Source organism: Methylomonas sp. (assembly GCF_023228165.1).
GTDB lineage: Bacteria > Pseudomonadota > Gammaproteobacteria > Methylococcales > Methylomonadaceae > Methylomonas.
Window position 1 is genome coordinate 101234 of record NZ_JALOBS010000011.1, and the last position, 20641, is coordinate 121874.

General features: G+C 49.0%; 18 protein-coding genes and 1 tRNA gene. 10 read left to right on the forward strand and 9 right to left on the reverse strand.

What is annotated here, in order from left to right; translation table 11 throughout:
* Positions 1-5: 5 nt before the first annotated feature.
* Positions 6-3689: a hypothetical protein gene (locus M0R33_RS10220; RefSeq protein ID WP_292568423.1), complete on the forward strand. Its 3684-nt coding sequence runs from the start codon at positions 6-8 to the stop codon at positions 3687-3689.
* 63 nt (positions 3690-3752) lie between these two features.
* Here the strand turns inward: M0R33_RS10220 and M0R33_RS10225 are convergent, their stop codons facing one another.
* Complete coding sequence (locus tag M0R33_RS10225) at positions 3753-3890, reverse strand: hypothetical protein (RefSeq protein ID WP_292568425.1); 138 nt, start codon at positions 3888-3890, stop codon at positions 3753-3755.
* Between the two features lie 129 nt (positions 3891-4019).
* Here M0R33_RS10225 and M0R33_RS10230 point away from each other — a divergent pair, with 129 nt between their 5' ends.
* A complete protein-coding gene (locus tag M0R33_RS10230) occupies positions 4020-4547 on the forward strand; it encodes an alpha/beta hydrolase (protein WP_292568427.1) in 528 nt (175 codons plus the stop codon).
* Between the two features lie 62 nt (positions 4548-4609).
* Here M0R33_RS10230 and M0R33_RS10235 read toward each other — a convergent pair whose 3' ends face one another.
* Together M0R33_RS10235 and M0R33_RS10240 are read right to left on the reverse strand one after the other, a co-directional pair.
* The gene (locus tag M0R33_RS10235) at positions 4610-5872 is read right to left on the reverse strand and encodes an autotransporter outer membrane beta-barrel domain-containing protein (protein ID WP_292568429.1); all 1263 of its coding nucleotides are present in this window, start codon (positions 5870-5872) and stop codon (positions 4610-4612) included.
* A gap of 353 nt (positions 5873-6225) precedes the next feature.
* Positions 6226-6301, reverse strand: a tRNA-Phe gene (locus M0R33_RS10240).
* Positions 6302-6535: 234 nt separating this feature from the next.
* On the opposite strand from M0R33_RS10240, the gene M0R33_RS10245 reads away from it, so the two are divergent.
* Both M0R33_RS10245 and dhaK read left to right on the forward strand, forming a co-directional pair.
* Positions 6536-7339: an HAD-IIA family hydrolase gene (locus tag M0R33_RS10245; RefSeq protein WP_292568431.1), complete on the forward strand. Its 804-nt coding sequence runs from the start codon at positions 6536-6538 to the stop codon at positions 7337-7339.
* Between the two features lie 16 nt (positions 7340-7355).
* Positions 7356-8342 carry a dihydroxyacetone kinase subunit DhaK gene (gene dhaK / locus M0R33_RS10250; protein WP_292568433.1) on the forward strand — a complete coding sequence of 329 codons (987 nt, stop codon included), beginning with the start codon at positions 7356-7358 and terminating at the stop codon, positions 8340-8342.
* 45 nt (positions 8343-8387) lie between these two features.
* On the opposite strand, the gene dhaL is transcribed toward dhaK, so the two are convergent.
* Complete coding sequence (gene dhaL, locus M0R33_RS10255; protein ID WP_292568435.1) at positions 8388-9023, reverse strand: dihydroxyacetone kinase subunit DhaL; 636 nt, start codon at positions 9021-9023, stop codon at positions 8388-8390.
* Between the two features lie 233 nt (positions 9024-9256).
* Here dhaL and M0R33_RS10260 point away from each other — a divergent pair, with 233 nt between their 5' ends.
* Positions 9257-11656: a tetratricopeptide repeat protein gene (locus M0R33_RS10260; protein ID WP_292568437.1), complete on the forward strand. Its 2400-nt coding sequence runs from the start codon at positions 9257-9259 to the stop codon at positions 11654-11656.
* Between the two features lie 95 nt (positions 11657-11751).
* On the opposite strand, the gene M0R33_RS10265 is transcribed toward M0R33_RS10260, so the two are convergent.
* The 4 genes from M0R33_RS10265 to M0R33_RS10280 all read right to left on the reverse strand — a co-directional run bounded on the left by M0R33_RS10265 (position 11752) and on the right by M0R33_RS10280 (position 16284).
* Positions 11752-12531: a CpsD/CapB family tyrosine-protein kinase gene (locus tag M0R33_RS10265; RefSeq protein ID WP_292568439.1), complete on the reverse strand. Its 780-nt coding sequence runs from the start codon at positions 12529-12531 to the stop codon at positions 11752-11754.
* A 16-nt stretch (positions 12532-12547) separates the two neighbouring features.
* Positions 12548-14143, reverse strand: a complete 1596-nt coding sequence (locus M0R33_RS10270) for a lipopolysaccharide biosynthesis protein (RefSeq protein ID WP_292568441.1) — start codon at positions 14141-14143, stop codon at positions 12548-12550.
* A 150-nt stretch (positions 14144-14293) separates the two neighbouring features.
* A complete protein-coding gene (locus tag M0R33_RS10275) occupies positions 14294-15598 on the reverse strand; it encodes a hypothetical protein (protein WP_292568443.1) in 1305 nt (434 codons plus the stop codon).
* Between the two features lie 26 nt (positions 15599-15624).
* Positions 15625-16284, reverse strand: coding sequence for a polysaccharide biosynthesis/export family protein (locus tag M0R33_RS10280; RefSeq protein ID WP_292568445.1), 660 nt, complete (start codon positions 16282-16284; stop codon positions 15625-15627).
* Between the two features lie 221 nt (positions 16285-16505).
* Between M0R33_RS10280 and M0R33_RS10285 the strand changes: the two genes are divergently transcribed.
* The 5 genes from M0R33_RS10285 to M0R33_RS10305 are packed head-to-tail and all read left to right on the forward strand — an operon-like array spanning position 16506 to position 19296.
* Complete coding sequence (locus M0R33_RS10285; protein WP_292568447.1) at positions 16506-16865, forward strand: HopJ type III effector protein; 360 nt, start codon at positions 16506-16508, stop codon at positions 16863-16865.
* Positions 16855-17910, forward strand: coding sequence for an FAD-dependent oxidoreductase (locus tag M0R33_RS10290; protein WP_292568449.1), 1056 nt, complete (start codon positions 16855-16857; stop codon positions 17908-17910). The genes M0R33_RS10285 and M0R33_RS10290 overlap by 11 nt, the downstream gene beginning before the upstream one ends.
* Entirely contained in the window at positions 17888-18463 is a 576-nt protein-coding gene (locus tag M0R33_RS10295; protein WP_292568451.1) for a class I SAM-dependent methyltransferase, read from the forward strand. The genes M0R33_RS10290 and M0R33_RS10295 overlap by 23 nt, the downstream gene beginning before the upstream one ends.
* Before the next feature lie 41 nt (positions 18464-18504).
* Positions 18505-18816, forward strand: coding sequence for a pyrimidine/purine nucleoside phosphorylase (locus M0R33_RS10300; protein ID WP_292568453.1), 312 nt, complete (start codon positions 18505-18507; stop codon positions 18814-18816).
* A 6-nt stretch (positions 18817-18822) separates the two neighbouring features.
* Positions 18823-19296 (forward strand): NYN domain-containing protein, encoded by a 474-nt coding sequence (locus M0R33_RS10305; RefSeq protein WP_292568455.1) that lies wholly within the window; start codon positions 18823-18825, stop codon positions 19294-19296.
* An 85-nt stretch (positions 19297-19381) separates the two neighbouring features.
* Here M0R33_RS10305 and M0R33_RS10310 read toward each other — a convergent pair whose 3' ends face one another.
* Positions 19382-20563, reverse strand: coding sequence for a pyridoxal phosphate-dependent aminotransferase (locus M0R33_RS10310; protein ID WP_292568457.1), 1182 nt, complete (start codon positions 20561-20563; stop codon positions 19382-19384).
* Positions 20564-20641: the final 78 nt, after the last annotated feature.

The following is a 20641-nucleotide window of genomic DNA, read 5'->3' on the forward strand; positions in this document are numbered from 1 at the left end:
TCGCCATGCAAATCGCCGCCGCACCCGCAGAAGCAGCAGAACTTGTTGACGTAGACCATCCCTGGCCAGGGCTGACTGCGTTTAAGGAACAAGAGGCGGAGTTTTTCAAGGGTCGGGCACGGGATATAACGAAACTGCATCGACTAGTCAATCGTGAGCGACTGACCGTGCTGTGCGGTGTTTCCGGCTTGGGCAAAAGCTCGTTATTGCAAGCGGGACTGTTTCCGCTGTTACGCCGAGATTTGATATTGCCCGTGATTATCCGGCTGAATTTTTCCGATGATTCATTACCGCTGCGTCAGCAGGTATTTACCGCCTTGGACAGGCAAGTTACGGCGTATGCCATTGAGGCGCCAGTTCGGCTGGAAAACGACACCTTATGGGAATATTTCCATCGCCAACAGTCCGAGTTTTGGGATACCCGAAATCGCATCACGCTGCCGATGCTGTGTTTCGACCAGTTTGAAGAAATCTTTACGCTGGGCCGCGAAAATGCACATCGACTCAACGAGGTGGATGATTTCCTTTCAGAGCTTGCGGATCTGATTGAAGGCCGTTGCCCTGAAAGTGTAAAAATGCGCTTGGATGCGGATTCGGAGTGGTCTAAACAGTTTGATTTTAGTCGCCATCGTTTTAAGCTGATTTTCAGCTTGCGGGAAGACTATCTGGCCGACCTGGAAGAATTGCGACCGTTGATGCCTTCGGTAATCTATAACCGTATGCGGCTTCGCCCTATGAACGGTCAACAAGCCTTGGACGTGGTGAATCAGACCGATGGTCGTTTGCTCAAAAAAGATGTGGCAGAAAGCATCGTCCGCTTAGTGGCCGGCAAGCAAAGCGGAGAAACACTCGCTGGGTTAGAGAATGTATGCGTCGAACCAGCCTTATTGAGCTTGTTGTGTCGGGAACTTAACGAACGCAGACTCAAGAACCGGGCACAGCGAATCGAGGCGCAGCTGGTCGACAGCAATCGGGAACTGATCCTGGAGGATTTCTACCGGCGTTGCCTGCAAGACCAATCCTCCGAGTTGCGCAGCTTCATCGAGGACAGGCTGCTGACCGTTTCCGGCTATCGTAACAGCGAAGCCTATGATAATGCCCTGGAAATCCCCGGCATTACAAAGGATGGCTTGGATGCGCTGGTACAGAGAAGGTTGCTGGTTTTACGCCGGGAGCAACAGGGCGGCATTAAACGGATAGAGTTGATCCATGACGTATTGACCGAGGTGGTACGTAAAAGCCGGGATCAACGGCAAATGTTGGAGAAACAAAGACTTGATGAACAGGCGCGCAAGGACGCCGAACGAAGAGAAAAAGCAGCCAATCGCCGAGCCATGGTTTCGGTTGTATTGGCGCTGATATTTCTGTTGACTGCTGCCTGGAGCTTGTGGAATTGGTGGGATGCCAAACAATCGCGCAATGTTACGCAATCCGGGAAGCTGGCGGCTCAGGCAATCTGGTTGGCCGATACGGCGGCTGACGATAGCATCGTTGAGCGGGCAGCCGCACTTGCGATTGAATCTTGGCGTATTCAACCTAACGCGCCAGCGGCATCGGCCGCCTATACATTGCTGCGTATGTTACCCACATATCGAATTGCTCATGAACAACCTATCCTTACGCTTGCCATCAGTCCCAAAGGCGGCCTGCTGGCGAGCGGCGGCGAAGACCGACAGCTACGTGTATTCAACACGGCAACCGGCAGGGAGATATTTTCCTTGCAACATGAGGGTTGGGTTAACAGCATCGCCTTTAGTCCCAATGAGCGGATTATGGCCACGGCTAGCAACGACAAGCACGTCAGGATAATCGACACTATAAGCCATAAAACCCTGTTTAAGCTTGCCCTGGACGGCGAGGTGAATGCGGTCGGCTTTAGCCCCGACGGTGGTTTTCTGGCAGTGGCCGGTAAGGATCGTACGGCGCGCTTGATTGAGGTGTTAACAGGCAGGGAGTTTCGACGATTTCAACATGGCGGGACGGTTTCCAATATCGCCTTCAGCCCCGATAGTCGCCGCCTTGCCACCGCCAGCGAGGATAAATCCACCAGACTGCTGGATATTTCATCCGGTAAGGAGCTATTCAGGATCGATCATGGTGCCGGCGTTACGCATATTATTTTTAGTGCCGATGGCCGGTTTATAGCGACGGTCAGTCTGGATAATTTAGCCCATATCATCGATGCCGAGACAGGCAAGGAACTCAAAAAAATCGAGCATAATCAGGTGGTGAACAGTTTGGATTTTAGTGCCGACGGTCGCTGGTTGGTGACAGGCAGCGACGATAATACCGCTAAAATCACTGAAATTTCCAGTGGTAAGGAAATTGCCCGCTTAACCGGTCGAGACGATGTTTATAGCGTCAGATTCAGCCCAAACTCGCTGTTACTGGCTATTTCCAGCCCGGACGGGAGTGCCCGGCTTATAGCAACGGGTACATGGCAGGAGCTGACAAGGGTTATGCACGGCGGCGCGGTGTGGAATATCGTATTCAGCCCGGATAGCCGATTTCTGACAACCGTGAGCATGGACAAACATGTGCGCCGTATCGAAACCGGAATTTATCCAGACGATATAAAAATCCAACAACATGACAGTATTATGGGGGTGGCTTTTCACCCGAATGGGCGGTATTTGGCCGCGGCCAGCCAGGACAAAACCGCCACAGTCTACGATGTTACGACCGGCCGGCAATTAATGGCATTCCAGCATAAAGATACCGTGTATGGTGTTGCCTTTAGCCGGGATGGGCGCTTCATGGCTACCTCCAGTAAAGACAATACGGCCAAGCTGATAAACATTTCCACCGCGGAAGAAATCGCCGCCGTCCGTCATACAGCCGAGGTGAGGGGGATAGCATTCAGCCCCGATAGCCGATGGTTGGCCACCGCCAGCCTGGATAAAACGATAAGGGTGTTGGATACGGCTAACGGTAACGTAAAAAAGCAAATAGATAGTGCCGATGAAGTCAGATTTGTGGTGTTTAGCTTTGATGGTCAACAATTGGCTGTTGCCAGCAAGGACGGTACGGTATCTTTAATCAATACCCGTACTTGGCAACCATCACAAACCTTAAGGCTTGACGCACCGGCTACGCAGGTGGCCTATAGTCCCGACGGGCGTTTTTTGGCGTCGGCCAGCGAAGATGGAACGGCAAGAATATTCGATTTAAGTACCGGAATAGAAAAAGCCCGATTTGTACATGCCGGAAGCGTGCTAAGCGTTGCATTCAGTCCGGACGGTAACATGCTGGCGACAGGCAGCGTGGACAATACCGCAAAATTGATCAACCTTGATAAGGGTGATTTAGTCGCCGTAGTTAAACAGGGCGGTGCGGTGACTAGCGTTGCTTTTAGTGCGAACGGCAGATTTTTAGCCACTGCCGGCATCGATAGAATAAGCAGAATCATAGAAACCGCAACTGGCCTAGAAATAGACCGGATAACTCATGGTGCCGAAGTGTGGGGAGTTGCCTTTAGCCAAGGCGAGCCAACCCTATTGGCGTCCGCGTTAGGTAATGGTCGAGTGCAATTGCACGCTGCGGATCCACAAAATGCGCTGGATAAGCTTTGTCAAAAAGACGGACGCAACTTAACCGTGGATGAATTGCATGATTATTTGGGCCGGAATCCACCGTATCAAACTTGCCAACAATGGCGAACGCCAGACCCAACCGGAGTTGCGCCTTAAATGAGGCTGAATGCTTTAATCAATTTAAGTCAGTTTCAGGTAGCTCGACGCATAGGGTTCGTTTCACTCAAAGGCGTAGCGATTGTTTCTGTCTGCATATTCCTTGGGGCAGGGTGTGCAACGGTTGCGGAAGAATATGCCCGCCACGCCGGTTTGCTGCACTTTAAGCGCGCAGTAATGAGCGGTACTCGCTTCCAGCATGTGATTTATAGCAAATCGGGAAGATCATCAAAATCCCTGCATATTTATCTCGATGGTGACGGTATCCCATGGATCGCCGGTCGGCCAGCGGATGATCCGACTCCCCGTAATACCTTGATGTTAAGGCTAATGAATTTAGATCGGGCCCCGGCGGCTTATGTGGGAAGGCCCTGCTATCACGGCATGCGGACGAATCATGCCTGCTCCAGCCGATTTTGGCTAAGTCATCGATATGGGCAGCAGGTGGTAGCCAGTTTGCTTGAGGTAATTAAACAATTGTTACGGCAAGGTAACTACCGGAATGTCGTCTTGTTTGGCCACAGCGGCGGCGGCGCGCTGGCCGTACTGCTTGCTTCGCGGTTAGCGGAAACGGTTGCTGTAGTCACAGTCGCTGCAAATCTGGATATGGAAGTCTGGGCCGCTTATACCGAAAACGATGATCTCAAAGGTTCTCTAAATCCGGCGGCGGTTGCACCACTTGATCCAGCGATTAAACAGTATCATTATGCCGGTGCCGAGGATGACATCGTGCCGGCGTCATTGATGGCGGCGGCAGCCAAGCATTTAGGCTCGCGATTGATCGTCATAGACGAATACGATCATCTGTGTTGCTGGGAGCGACTATGGACAAGTATTTTGGATGACGCGAGCGAATAGGGTTGGCCGCCTTAAAGCAAACGGCAGCCGCATTGGTATCCAAAAACTGATTCTTGCTGGTATTACCACTCCATTCTTACACCGACATTGCCGCCATAGCTTTCAAAGTTACTATTGCCCTGTATGGTTGTAAAGTTGGCAAACGCCTGTAGGCCTTTCTGCATCAGCAGTGAAGCTCCGACATCGATCAAGGCCCAGTCGCGGGCAGGGTTTTCGGTCTGAAAGAAAAAGCCGGGACCCGTCGTTGAGTCGGCCGCCTGAATGAAATGCGCATTAATGATGCGCGAATCGTTGGCATGTTCATGAACCCAGGCAACGTTGACTTGCGGCACTATAACGCCGAACGAAAAACTATGCGCGGAGGAGGCGAATAGGCCTAGGGTGGTTTGTAACGAGGTTTGATGTTGATCGTTATAGCGTAACTCCAAGCCTGTGTTTGAGGATTCGTGATAACTGTTTATTTCCCATTGCCGAACATCGACGCCGACTCTTGGTCCGATCGTGATATTGTCAATCGCAAAGTCGTAGCCGCTTAAAAAGTTAAGAGTATATTGATTGGCGTTGAAGTTTCCGGTAGTAATTCCTCCAATAGTTGTTGGCGTTCCTCCGGTTGTTCCGGCAACGGCAAATCGGTCTGTGGTTTGGTTTCTTCGCGTATAACTTAGGGCAAGGTTGGCAAATGCATTATCAAAGGGCAGGTAGTTGATATACAGTAGCGGCGTGTATGAGTTGCTATCGAATCCGCCGCCGGAATTGTAATTACCTTTTGCATTGGCATAGTTGAACGCCAGTCCCACTTCCAGGTTATTGAGAATGGCGTAACCGCCGCCTAGCGTTACAGCCGGGATGGATGCGTTATAGCCGTCCTCAAAGGGGTTTTGATAATGCCGAAGCGTTGTAGCGCCGGCGGTTAAAAATGTGCTGAATTTCCCCCATTGCGCTGCAATAACGTCGGCCGAAGCGGGCGGTCTTTTTTTTCGTTCTTTCTGGGTTTGTGCGTCTTTTAATTGTTGCTGGGAGATAAGGAGCGAACTTGGTTGTGACTGACTGCCTATCCCCGCAGCGGCGGTTGTGCCCCCTGCTTGCAATGCAGAGCAGATTGTATCCAGATTTCCTGTTCCTAGGCCCCCGGGATTTCGGCAAATTCGGTCAAGCTCCGCGGTACTAGCGTCATTGAAAGTTTGCGCCTCAACGGTCTGCCCGCTCAAGGCCGCAGCAAGCAAGACAAATGATGCAAGCGAAACTTTATCGATTCGTGATGAAAATCGTTGGTCTCTAGCGGCTCCATTTCGCAGAGTACTATTTTGTTTTAAGTCAATTTTCATGACTGCCCCCTATAATGGATACCCAAGTAAACAACTACAATACAGTGTAGTCGGTCTCGGTTAATTTGTTATATGCATCACAAAACTTATTATTTGTTACGAGCTTAAGTTTAGGGCTGTCAATTCAAGCTGCAATATATAGTTTATCTATATATTATTAATCGGTAATTTATTTATTATTGATGGTCCTAATATATCGGTCAAGCCTGAAACTATATATTCAATCAGGAGCCGAGATAAGGCCGATAGAACGTTGTAAGTATGCGGCTAATCAGTCATTCGTTATTTTAAATGAACAACCTGATAGAAATTTAGCAACTTGAAGGAGAGAAGGGGTTGTTGATATTTAAAGATGGTGCCCAGGGACAGAATCGAACTGTCGACACGAGGATTTTCAGTCCTCTGCTCTACCGACTGAGCTACCTGGGCCCGTCAAGAGCCGCGCATTAAACAGGGTTATTGGCTTTTAGTCAACTACAAAAACGTGTTGGAAGCTTGTCTCGATTGGCTTTACTGCGTTGGTTTCTCGAAACTGCTTGTCAAATCAATCTTAAAAGTTCAGGGTCCGCTAGCGCCGGTAGTCACGATGAACGGGTTGGCTGGACACTCCCTGGCGTTTATGCAATTCTGTTAAATCAATTTTTAATAACTATATAGAGCATTATGCTAGGTTTTACCGATATTGGCGGCTTCATCATCGATATGGATGGCGTGCTCTGGCATGGCGATCGAGCGCTGCCGGGACTGGCTGCATTTTTTGATACGCTAAGAGATTTGAAACTGCCGTTTGTACTGGCCACTAATAATGCCAGTATCACTGCGGAGCAATATGTCAGCAAGTTGTCCGGCATGCTGGTTGAAATTGATATCCAGGAAATATTAACATCGGGTATGGCTACGGCCTTGTATTTGTCCGAACGTTATAAACCATCGGCGACACGGGTTTATGTGATCGGCAGTGCCGGCTTGAGGCAGCCTCTACTGGATAAAGGCTTCATATTGGCAGGCGAAAATGACCTGGAAGCCGTGCAATTGGTCGTCAGCGGTTTGGATAAAACCTTAACTTGGGAAAAACTATGTACAGCGGCGCTGCATATTCAGGCCGGTGCGGGTTTCTATGCCAGTAACGGCGACGTCACACTGCCCACCGAGCGCGGCTTTTTACCCGGTAACGGTGCGGCCTTGGCGGCGCTTACCGCCGCCACCGGTGTTGTCCCCACCACCATCGGCAAACCGGCACCTATTATCTATCAGCAAGCGCTAACCCTATTGTCGGTGGCCCCCGAAGGTGTGGTGGCGATTGGCGATCGCCTCGATACCGATATTTTGGGCGCGGTACGGACCGGCATCCGCAGCGTGCTGGTCTTGTCTGGTATTTCGCGTGAAAGCGATATTCAAGCGCTTGATTACGGTCCGACTTGGGTGATGCAGGATATACGGGAACTGACTGAAGCCCTGCGCCAATAACAAAAAGGAGACAAACATGAAAAAATTTATCGACAACCCCGCCACTTTGTTGGATACCAGTTTGCAAGGCTTCGCCAAGGCCCATGCCGATATTGTTGAATTACATACCGAACCGAATTTTGTCAGTTGTAAACAGCGAAAAGTCGGCAAAGTGGCTTTGATTTCCGGGGGCGGCTCCGGACATGAACCGTTACACGCGGGATTTGTCGGTTACGGTATGCTGGATGCGGCTTGTCCCGGGCAGATTTTTACTTCGCCTACGCCCGACCAAATGCTGGCGGCGGCTCAAGCGGTTGACGGCGGAGCAGGGGTGTTGTTTATCGTCAAAAATTACGCCGGCGACGTGATGAATTTTGAAATGGCGGCGGAAATGCTGGATGGCCCGAATGCCAGTGTATTGGTCAATGATGATGTTTCACTCCCCAAGGATCATCCGATAGGCCGGCGTGGGGTGGCTGGTACGGTAATGGTAGAAAAAATCGTCGGTGCCGCCGCCGAACAAGGCTATGACTTGGCAGCCTGTAAAGCACTGGGTGAACGCGTGGTGCAAGCTACCGCTTCCATGGGTATCGCCTTGAGCAGTTGCACTGTGCCGGCCTTGGGTCATCCCACCTTCGAGATAGCGGAGGATGAAATCGAAATAGGCGTGGGCATTCATGGCGAACGCGGACGGGAAACCGGTAAGTTGTTACCCGCCAGCGAAATGATCGAGCAAATTGCCGGGCATATTCAGGAGGAGTTACACCCAGAGGCCGGTCAGGCGGTTTTATTGCATGTAAACGGATTCGGCGGTACGCCATTGGTGGAATTGCATTTGGTGTATGAGTTGGCTTGGCGGTATTGGCAAAAACGCGGCTTGAATATCCAGCGTTCGTTGGTGGGAAACTACACCACATCGCTGGATATGGCCGGTTGTTCGCTAACCCTGACCCTATTAGATGAAGAAATGCTGGGTTTGTGGGACGCACCGGTTAATACCGCTGCCTTACGCTGGGGTTGTTAATTGATGCGATCGATGCAGGCGGAGGATGATTTCCGCCTGTGGCGATTATGACGCGGATCTGATTTGCTGGGCAATTGCCGCGATCATCAATTGTGCGGTTTTGGCACCGGCATCGATATGTCCTTTGCTGCGCTCGCCTAAAAATGAAGCCCGGCCTTTGGTAGCCAGCATGTCGCGGGTACTTTCCACACCGACTTCGGCCGTAGTACAGACCTGATCTAAAATAGCGTTTAAGTCTTTGCCTTCGGATACGGCCTGTTTCAAGGTTTTTGCTACCGGTACCCAAACGTCCAGCATGGTTTTTTCACCCACATCCGCCTTACCGCGATGCTTGACGGCTTCTACTGCTAACTGAAACGCTTCGGCAAAAGTCTGCATACCCGCCGGTTTATCTTTGCTGTTTTTGTGTAGAGCGATAAATAACGTTGCGTATAAAGAGCCCGATGCCCCGCCGATTGCCGCCATCACCGTCATGCCGATTTTTTGCCAGGCCGCCGGCCAATCCAGGTTGGCGATTTCCGTAGCGTGGCTTTGCAAGGCCTCTAGGCCGCGCTGTAAATTAAACACATGATCGCCATCGCCAATGGCTTGGTCCAATTCCGTTACGGTCTCGGCATGGTCGTTGAGCGTGGCGGATATCGCTTCTAATAACTGGGGAAATATCGCAGGTGTTAGCGGCATGCAGACTCCATGGTAGCTGGTTTTTGTGAATGGCGAGAATAGCGCTTGCCAACCCGGCTGTCCAGACAATACCTCGCATTAGCTCCGCTGCTGCGTCAACTTGCCGCACCATGGCGGCTTTAATTAGGGTAAATCCGTCCTTTTCAGAACGCTAAATCAGTTAAAATTGAATAAGCAGTAACGTTATCCCGGATTAAATCCAAGAACCCGTAGCAAATGGAATCAAGATGTACATGACAAGTAAAAAAACTATTCTGAAAAATCTAGGTATTGCTGTATTGAGTACTGGACTGGTAGCCTGCGATGGCGCCGATGAACGTAAAGCCAAATACATGGAGGAAGGCAGTCAATTGTATCAAGCCGGCGATTACGAAAAAGCCCAGCTGGCTTACAAAAATGTGTTACAGATTGACCCTAAAAACTGGGAAAGCCGTTTCCAAATGGCTGAAACACTGAGTAAACAAGGCCATATAGAAAAGGCATTTAAGGAATACAACACCGTCGTGGCAAATGATGAAAATCATGTCATGGCCCGGGTGAGGGTAGGACAGTTATTATTATTGAACCGGGCAATCGATGAGGCCGAAAAAATGGCCAATGAGGCCTTAGCCAAGGAACCTGATAATGTCGAGGCGCTGGTGTTGAATGCCGGCGTACAAATGGCCAAAAACAATAGCGATGCCGCGATTGCCTTCGTCGATAAAGCCCTGCAAAAAAGCCCGGACGATGCTTCGGCAATTTTGATGTTGGCGTCCATCAAGGTCAAAAGCAACCAAATCGACGATGCTGTTACCCTGTTAAAACAAGCCATAGAAAAAAAGCCCGATAGCGTGAATCTGCGTACCATGCTGGTGGGTATCTACGCTCGCAACAAACAGATTCCCGAAGCGGAAGCGTTATTGGAATCCATCGTCAAGGTTCAACCGAACGAAGTGCTGCATTACAAAAATCTGGCTCTGTTTCAGGTGGGTACTAATCAGCTGGATAAAGCGGAATCCACATTACGCGACGCCGTGGAAAAGTTGCCGGAAAATGATAGTGCCAAAACCAATTTGATCGATTTTCTAGTTGAAAAACGCAGCTTGGATGTGGCGATTGCCGAGTTATTGCCGTTTATTGAGCAAAGACCCGACGATTATGTACTGAAATTTAAGTTGGCTTCCTTGCAGCTGGCCAATAAACACGCGGATAAAGCCGAAGAAACCCTTAAACAAATCATAGAGGCCGATAAATTAGGCCCGAATGGTCTTACTGCCCGCAACAAACTGGCTTCCTTTTATGCTGCCGGTAAACGCGTTGACGAAGCCAAGGCTTTGAACAAAGAAGTATTGGAGGCTAATCCAAGAGATGGCGAAGCGTTGACTTTACGTGGCCAGTTTGCCCTGGCGGAAAATAAAATCGACGATGCGATTGGCGATTTCCGTTCGGTATTGGTTGATCAACCCAATAACGTCAATGTATTAAAACTATTGGCGGCGGCGCATCTGCGCAATAAGGAACCCGAATTAGCCAAAGAGAATATGGAAAAAGTGGTGGCTATTGCGCCGGGCGATGAAACCGCACGCTTGGATCTGGCCAGTCTGCATTTACAGGCAGGTAAGGAAGATTTGGCCAGACAGCAAATCACCGAGCTTTTGAAAGCCAATCCCAAAAGTCATAAAGGATTAGAGAGTCTGTTCAAGTTGGAGGTTGCCAAAAAGCAATGGGATAAAGCCCAGGGCGTAGCCAAGCAAGTTCAACAAACCTTTCCGGACGACGCGGCCGGTTTTTATATGTCCGGCTTAGGTTACCAAGCGGAAGGCAAGCTGGATTCAGCTATTGAGGCTTTTAAACAGGCTTTGGTCAAAAAACCGGATGCTATCGAACCGTTGACTGAAATAGTCAAAACTTACATGGCGCAAAAACAACCGGCCAAGGCGGTATCCGAGCTACAGCAGGTGATAAAAAAATATCCGGATCATTTTATTGCCGATAACTTGTTAGGCGGTGTTTATCTCAGCGAGCAGAAATTCGCCGAAGCCAAAACGGCTTTCAATAAAGCCATGCAAATTAAACCTGAATGGTTCAGCCCTTATCGTAATCTGGCCTTGTCCGAGTTAATGCAAAAAAACAAATCGGAAGCCATTAAAATCTATACCACAGGGATAGAAAAAACCAAAGGTTCGATGGAGTTGGTGGAAGATTTGGCCAGGCTTTACCATGCCGGTGGCGAGCATGACAAAGCCCTGGCGCTATATGAAGATGCGTATAAGCGGTATCCACAGTCAGCTTTAGCCGTCAATAATCTGGCAAGCTATTTGTCTGATTATGCGGATAGCCCGGAAAACCTGGAGCGTGCCGCTAAAATGGCGGAACCGTTGGCAAAATCCAATAATGCCAACTTTTTGGATACGGTAGGCTGGATTGCCTATAAACAGGATAAATTGGAATTGGCTGCAAACTTGCTGTCTAAGGCATTGCAAGCGGCACCTGATTCAGTCATTACCAATTTCCATATCGGCATGCTGTATGTCAAACAGAATGACACCGGCAAAGCTGAGCAGCATTTGCAAAAAGCGCTGGAATCAAAAGCCAAGTTTGACGGCATGGATGAGGCGAAACAGGCTTTGGAGAAAATTAAACAAGGCGGTTAATTTTGCCGATACAGGCTGCCGCCATCGCGGCAGCCTTGGTTTATACTGAAAGCTTGATGGTTTGCGGTTGGTTGCGGCAAACCAGGGCAATGGGATTAATCCTGGAAAGGGATTTTATGATCGGTTGATTTATTGAATACCGTACCCAGTACATTAATATCTTTTAACAAGGTGGCGGCATGCTTAAGTTCGTCGCTTTTCGTTTTACCTTCCTCCACCACCAGTAACACGCAATCCACATAGGGCGAAAAGCCCAAGGTGTCGTCGTGAGACAAAATAGGCGGCATATCGAAAATAATGATACGGGAAGGATAACGGCTTTTCAGTTCATTGACCAAACGTACCATTTTCGGTGAGCGTAACATTTCCGTCGAATTAAACAGCGGCTTACCGGCGGGCAATACGACCAAGCGGTCTATGCCTGGATTGATCAGCATCGAGCTGATTTCTTTATCGTGTAACAAATAATCGCTGAGGCCGGTATCGGTTTGAATACCGAACAAATTCGCAATGGCCGGGTTCAAAAAATTGGCATCGACCAATAACGCCGTTTTATCCAGTTCCATGGCAATACTGATGGCTAAATTGGCAGCGGTCAGACTATTGCCGGTTTTGTCGCTGGTACTGGTAATGGCTAGGGTTTTCCATTCCATTGAGTCCATGCTCTGCAAGCAGCGGGTCCGCAACATGCGATAGGCTTCCAGCCAAGGTCCGGGCGTAAAAGCCGAAATAATACGGTTTTCCTTGAGCAGTTGTTGGTTGGGTGTATGTACCCGGGTTTGGCTATAGGCGACATTGAGGCCGTCCCGATTGGCATCGCCAGACCCGGCATTCGATGGTTGGTTTTTATCTGCTAATGTTTGAATGGAATTCATGGCTGATCTCGGTTAGTTATAAGCCGCCTGCCACGCGGAGTAGTTTGTACCAAAATACATCCAGAGGCATGAACAGGAAGTGGAAAATCAACGTGGCGGCAAGCGCCGTAATCAAGGCGCCCAACATGAGGGTCCGGCGCCGAGTTTGATATTTTTGTTTTTCTACCCGGCTTTCGAGATAAGGGATAGTGGCCAGCGGCGCTACGCCCAAGATATTAGTGATGGTTTTTTCGCTGTGTATACTGGCATCCATCATCTCGGCTAACGCCACGGTACCGAAGCCGCCGCCAATGGCCAATACAAACCCCAGGAAAAGAATGGCCATGCGATTAGGGCTGACCGGTTCCAGAGGCTCTTGCGGTGGATCAATCAAAGTAAAGCGCTCGCCTTTCTTTTCAATTTCCAGTTGTTGCGAGATTTGGGCTTCCATTTCCCGGACACTGACTTCCTGATAGCGCTGATTGGTATTATTCAGCTCTTGCACCAAATCCATATAATCTTTTTCGACCAAAGGCGATTGCATGAGGTTATTTCGCAATTCTTCGATGCGGTTCCGAATTTTTCCGCGGGTAATCTCTATCGATTTGATATCTGAATTCGCCGCGTCCAGCTGGGATCTAAGGGTAATGTAAGCGGGGTTGTCCGGTTCCAAGGCAACATTGGAATAGTTGTTTTGACTGGCCTCGATCAGCGCTTGTTGCAAGGATGAGATTTGTTTTTGCAGTTTGATCACGTCGGGATGTTTGTCTGAATATTGCTTCAGTAACACTGCCAGTTCGGCTTTATTCTCGGTCAATTCGGCATTCATTTTATTTAAATCGGTATTGGAGCCGATCTCTTTTTGTAATGACTCGATTTCGCGTTTGGTTTTAATCACATCCGGATGGTTATCGGAATAACGTGCCAATAGAGAAGGATATTGGGACTGCAATTCTTTTAAACGGTCTTTCATATCGAATACCCGGTTGCCTGCCGCATTGGTGGCCATGGCATTCGGGTCTATTTGCGCCAGTTGTCCTTCCAGATAAAAGCGCCGGTCTAATGCATTGCGTTCCTGAGTATCCAGACTCATCAGTTGGTTGGTCAGGGACGTCAATTCCTGTTGATTCAATTGATTGATTTCCGGCAGTTGTTGCAGGTTTTGTTCTTTAAAAGTGGCCAGTTTGGCTTGCAGTTCCTGAATTTTTACTTTGAGACGGCGGGCCTCTTCACCCAGAAACAGGGCGGCATTTTCTGCTGACTCCGTTCTGGATTTGATATTTTCTTTTAAAAACAAAGACGTTAATTCGTTCGCCACTTTTTGGGCCAGGATGGGCGAATGATCGTCGAAAGCCAGTACAAAAGCTATGGTGGCTTTGGTGGGGGCGCCATTGCGCGGATCGATAACGTCCGCGCTAATGGTTTCGACTTTAATCCGTTCACGCATTTTCTCCAAAATGACTTCTTCCGGTTTGGATTTGCGGTCGTCGGCGTATAGATCGTATTTTTTGATGATTTCGACCAGATTGGAGCGCGACATGATGCGCTGACTGATAATCTGGATACGCTGATCCGCAAAAGTAGTAACCGTCGATCTGACCAATTCGGAAGGGATCTCTTGTTCTTCGATCAAAATGGTGGCCGTGGAACTAAATACCGATGGTAGCGCTACGGCTAAAACAATGCTTAGTAAGGCGATGACAACAAGCGGAATGATTAAAAATCTACGGCGCTTTTTGACTATCTTCAGATAATCTTTAATGTCGGGGGTTTGATTTCCACGTTATTTCACCTGGCGATTGATTTGTGGTTGGTAAGAAAATTGTAGTTGTATATTGTTGCCAAAGGCGGTTTGATTAATGGAACCGAATTCCAGTTGGCGATACGAATAAGACAAGTTTAAGTTAATTTCCGGAGTCCAGCGCCATTGGATGTTGGGCGTCAGGGTTATCATGGTCCTGGTATTGTTGGTGCTATTGTTGATCGTGGCGGTCGATTCGGATAACAGGTAGCTGGCGTTTATACCCGAACTCCAGCGTTCGGTTAAGTTGTAACGAGCGTTTGCAGAGAAGGAGGTGGTGTTGCGTTGGCCGCTAGTACTTGCTGGAGATAATTGTCGTGAACCTTTTAAATCAATACTGCCCCAATCGTATTTTCGATTGAAGTCGCCCGAAAATACGTTGCCGCTGGTTTTGGATGATTGAGTAGATACAGTAGGTTGGTTAGGTAATCCAAATTGACTAGGCGGTAATCCGAAAAAATCGATGTTCTGAAAGGAGCTAACATCTGTAGTGGTATCCCTGATGCCGGCGGACAAGGATAACCGTGTCCGTTCATCATAAGCATACTGAAAGCCGGCTTGATAATTAAAGGTAGTGGCCTTTTGGCTAAAACCGGAAGTGACTGGAAAAGGAGTATTTAGATAAAAACCAGGAGGATTTTCACCGGATGTGCTGAACAGGGAATAAGAACCGGTTAAATTGACCGAAAATCGTTCTGAGAAGCCATGTGTTAAGGTTGCGGCGTATTGTTGATTAGAGTAATCGGAAAATGAACGGCTGGTAGTTAACCCTGGCGTCTTTTCGAAAGTAACATCTATGTAGTTATACGACAGTTGAAGTGCATCGCGCTCATTTAAGTTATAGGTGAGTGTCGGCGAAACCGAGCGGGTGGTTTTGGGAATCTGAAGTTGCAGGTTGAAGGCGTTGTCGGTCAGATCCAGCTGGGTATTGATGGTTGACTGTTCGGCGTAGCGTGCAGATAAATCTGTTTTAAAACGCTCGCCAGTATATTGATGTTCGATATTGGCGATTTTTTCGGAAAAGTTCAGGTTGGATTCGCCGTGATAAATCAGTTCATTCCATTTGAATGTAGTGTTCAAGGCATGGTTTTCAGCCATGTAGCCGAGCAATACGCCCGGCGACAGCGTAGTAACAAAATTGTCGCGGGTTGGATTGATCTGCATGCGCAGGTTGTCAGTGTAGCGTTCGGTTGCGCCGAAGTTTGGTTCGAACAACCAGTCAAACGCTTGGCAGTTATGACTAAACACAACCAGGACAGGAAGCAACTGCTTCGTCTTGAATTTCATCTGTACAAACTCTATCTACCTTGTCCTTAAGGTACGGTGATAGTGTCTCCCGGCTCCAGCAGAATGTTTTGATCCAAATCCTCGCCGTCTATAACGTTGCTGTAATCAAAAGGAAAAACTCTGATTTCATTGCCGATGCGGCGCTGAATGTTGATATTGCTTTCATTGGCAAATACGGTCAGGCCACCCGCCATACTTAAGGCTTGCAGAACATCGATACGTCTGCCGGCAAACACTTGGCCGGGCTTATTGACTTTGCCGATTACAAAAATGGCATTGCCTTGATTATTCAATAATTTCACGCTAACGGATGGGTCGGCAATATAATCCGCCAGCTTAACGCTCAACAGTTCGTTAAGGTCGCTAATGGTCCTGCCCGCCGCCGTAATGGTTCCAATCAGTGGGTAAACGATATTGCCATCGGGGCCAATCAAAAATTGCTGTTGCTGCAGGCCCTCTTCTTTCCAGACCGTAATTTCAATGGCGTCGCCGGGAGCAAGTAGGTAAGTCGCTAATATTTCGGGGTCTTTCAGGATAACAACGTCGGTTTTGGCTTCGGGTTGAAGCGCTGTCGGTTCGGTTTGGGTTTGCGGAAGTTCAGTGGGGGTAAGCGGAAATTCTGTTTGGGCAAAAGTTTTACAGGCAACCAAGGCAAAAATTAAAAAAATTATAAGTTGCTGTTTCAAAACGTATTCCTTTATGAGTTGTAAGATTGTCATCCGTACGGTCTTTACAATACGGTATAGAAAAACCCATAGTGTACAGGCGAAATGTAACAGTATTTTTAACGCTGTTGCAGCTGCCTGCGGGTTTTATAATTAGCCTTTCTTTCCAAGAAATGAACTGATTTTCACTCCGTCATTATATGACACGGAACTTAATTATCAATAACATTAGGTGTATTTTAATGAAATTAAAAGATTTTATTGCCCTTGTCGAGTCGGATCAAAACATTGATTTTAAAGATACTATGGCCGTCATCGCGGAGCATTATGATTATCAACCTTGCCAATTCAGTAACGGTATTCAACAGCCTTTGGTCAATGCGGCGGGACAGAATGAAGGGTCATGTAAAATTTTTGCCTTTGCTAAATTAAACGGCTTGAATCAAAGGCAAACATTGGCACTGTTCGGCGATTACTATCGGAAAGATGTGCAGGAAAATCCAGAGGGTACGGATCATCAAAACATCCGCCATTTCTTACGCGACGGCTGGGATGGGATTGTGTTTAGCGCCGAGGCTTTGACCCCCAAGCATGCCGATTGATGTTTTGATTGTTGGTCAGGGATTGGCCGGTAGTTTGCTGGCGTGGGAGTTGATCCGCCAGGAAATGCGCGTAATCGTGATCGACAACGGTCGTGAGAACGCCTCGCAGGTAGCGGCCGGCCTGATAAACCCGGTTACCGGGCAACGCTTGGTAAAAAACTCGGATGTTCTCGATCTATTGCCTGCCGCAATGCAGTGTTATCGGGTGTTGTCCGAAGTATTCCAACAGCATTTTTTTGTAGCCTTGCCCATGCTGCGGATTTTAAATAATGTCCGCGAGCAGCGCGCCGCTGAACAGCGTTTAAATCAGCCCGATTACCAAGCTTTTTTGGCGGCTTATCCGGATGCGACTGATGCCATTAAAGCGCCCTATGGTGTTTTGCGGCAAGCGCAGACCGGTTATTTAAAAACCGGCTTGTTGCTGGCGCATCTGCGGAATTTTTTGATCGCTAAGGCCAGTTACCGGCAAGCTGACTTCAATTATAACGAGCTGATTTTACACCCCAACTTAAGCTGGCGAGAATTTTCACCTAAGCATATCGTTTTTTGCGAAGGACACCATGCTAACCAAAACCCCTGGTTTGGCGGTCTGCCTTTCCAGCCGGCGAAAGGCGAAATATTGCGCTGCCGCAGCGCGGCAAAGCGCCCGGAACAAATTATCAACTACGGTCATTGGATGATCCCAATGGATGCGCAACAATTTAAACTCGGCGCTACTTTTCAGCCAGGCCAAACCGATACCCGGCCAACGGAACTTGCCAAACATACGCTTTTGCAAGGCATAGCCGGGATTATGCCGGGTTTAATGCCTATCGTAGTGACGGCGCAGCACGTCGGGGTCAGGCCCACCACCTTAGATAAACAGCCGTTTATCGGCTCGCACCCACAGTACGCTAATCTGCATATTTTTAACGGTTTCGGTGCCAAGGGGAGTTTGGCTATTCCCTGGCATGCAAAGCAATTCGTAGCGGCTCTGCAAAAGCACGCTTTATTGCCGATAGCGGTTAACATCCAACGTTATTATGAAACGCATTTCCTTCGCTGAGACGGCCCACAGTATTATTCTGGAATATCTTCGGAAAGGCGATGTGGCTGTCGACGCTACTGTCGGTAATGGTCACGACACCGTGTTTTTAGCCGAATGCGTGGGCCGTGCGGGACAAGTCTTTGGGTTCGATGTACAAACCCAAGCCCTGCGGATTACCCGGCAACGCATGCGGCAGCAGGATTTATCCGCACAGACTATTTTGTTTCACGCTAGTCATGCCGATATGGCTAAACGCATTCCGCAAGAATTTCACGGCAGCGTTAAGGCCATCATGTTCAATCTGGGATATCTGCCAGGCACGGATAAAAGCGTGATTACCAAAACTCAAACTACTTTGCAAGCCATCGACGCCGGATGCCGTTTATTGGCTGAGCAGGGCGTCATTACGGTAATGGCCTATCCCGGCCACGCCGGCGGCGATGAGGAAACCAGTAGGTTGACGCACTGGTTGCAGCAGCTCGATTCCGCTAGTTATATCGTGCAAACCGTTTACAGCCAACACCATCAAGCGCACGCGCCGCGGCTTTTTGTGATTAAAAAAATGAACTGATCTGTTATGATGCGCGACTTTTTCACCAGCAGATACGCGCAATGTCAGAATTTCAAAACGTCACCATCGTCAAGCAAGCCAATGTATATTTCGACGGCAAAGTAAATAGCCGTACCATTATGTTTGCCGATGGCAGCAAAAAAACCCTGGGTTTCATGCAGCCGGGCGAATACACTTTCAACACCGCCGATCCGGAGTTGATGGAAATTCTGGCAGGCGAGCTGGACGTGCTGTTACCCGGTAGCGGCTGGCAAACCATCAAGGGCGGCGAAGCTTTCAATGTGCCCGGCAATGCCGCATTCACGATGAAAGTTAAAATGCCCAGCGACTACTGCTGTTCGTTTTTAAAATAACCTCGGATGCAAAAGGTAGCGATTTTTGCCGATGTGCAAAATATCTATTACACCTGCCGGCATCGCTATCAAAAACATTTCAACTATAGTGCTTTTTGGCAACAAGCCACCGCCGGTCGCCAAGTTGTGGCCGCTTATGCATATGCTATTGAAAGAGGCGATGCCAGGCAACGCGGTTTTCAGCAAATCCTCAAAGACATCGGTTTTCAGGTCAAGCTCAAGCCTTATATTCAACGCAGCGACGGATCGGCGAAAGGCGATTGGGATGTCGGAATTACTTTGGACGTGCTGGAAATGGCCGAGCAGGTCGATACTGTCATTTTACTGTCGGGTGACGGCGATTTTCAGTTGTTGCTGGAAAGAGCCCGAGAGCGTTATCGAGTCAGTTCGGAAGTTTACGGCGTAGCCACATTAACCGCGCAAACCTTGATACAGGCAGCCGACCGCTATGTGCCGATAGAAGAAGGATTATTGATTTGAGGCGCAATCCGGCCAAGACGATTCAAAATCGTCATGAAAACCCGCGAGGCTAACGCAGCACTTGCGGGTTTTTTGTATAGTCGGGTTAAACGGCCTGTTTTATCCGAGCCAAGGCGTTTTCCAGATTAGCCATGCTGGTGGCAATCGAAATACGGATGTGGCCTGGGCAGCCGAACGCGGAGCCCGGCACCAGCGCCACACCGGCTTTTTCGATCAAATATTCCGCAAACTGTACATCGTCGTCTATGCCGTCCAGCTTGTTAAACAGTTTTGCCACATTCGGGAACACGTAAAATGTGCCGTCGGTGGGCAGGCACTCGATGCCATCGATGCTATTCAGCTCGGCCACCACAAAGTCGTGGCGCTTTTTAAACTCCACCAACATGGTATCGATGCAGCTTTGATCGCCCGTCAGGGCGGTTTCGGCGGCGACTTGCGAGATGGAGGTGGGGTTGGACGTACTTTGCGATTGAATGATGCTCATGGCTTTGATCAAATCCGCGGGCCCCGCGCAATAGCCTATCCGCCAACCGGTCATGGAATAGGCTTTGGAAACGCCGTTTAATACCATGGTGCGCGGGTAAAAATCCGGGCGCGCGTTCAGGATATTAACGAATTCGCCTTTGTTCCACAGGACGTGTTCGTACATATCATCTGTGGCGATCAATACCTCGGGGAAGTCCTGCAAAACTTCGCCCAGTGCTTTCAGTTCATCCAGGCTGTAGGCTGCGCCGGTTGGATTAGACGGACTGTTGATCACGAACAAGCGGGTTTTATCGGTAATGGCGGCACGTAATTGCGCTGGAGTAATCTTGAAGTTTTGCGATTGGCCGGCTTCCACGATTACCGGCACGCCGTCGGCCAATAACACCATGTCCGGGTAGGAAACCCAGTAAGGCGCGGGAATGATAACCTCATCGCCGGGGTTCAATAGCGCTTGGGCCAGATTGTAAAAACTTTGTTTGCCGCCGCTGGAGACCAAAATCTGCTTCAGCTCGTAATCCAGGCCATTGTCGTTTTTAAATTTTTGCGCAATGGCTTTTTTCAAGCTGGGTATGCCGTCAACCGCGGTGTATTTGGTAAAGCCGTTGTTTAGCGCATTGACTGCTGACGCCTTGATATGGTCCGGCGTATCAAAGTCGGGTTCACCGGCGCCCAAACCAATAATATCCTTGCCGGCGGCACGCATGGCGGCTGCCCGGGCAGTGATGGCTAAAGTCGGTGATGGCTTGACGGCTTTGACGCGGTTAGACAGTGTGATGCTCATATTTCCTCAGTCGAGTAAGCTTGAAAATTGGCAAATATTATACGTGAAAAGCAAAAAAACAACGTATGCCGTAGACAG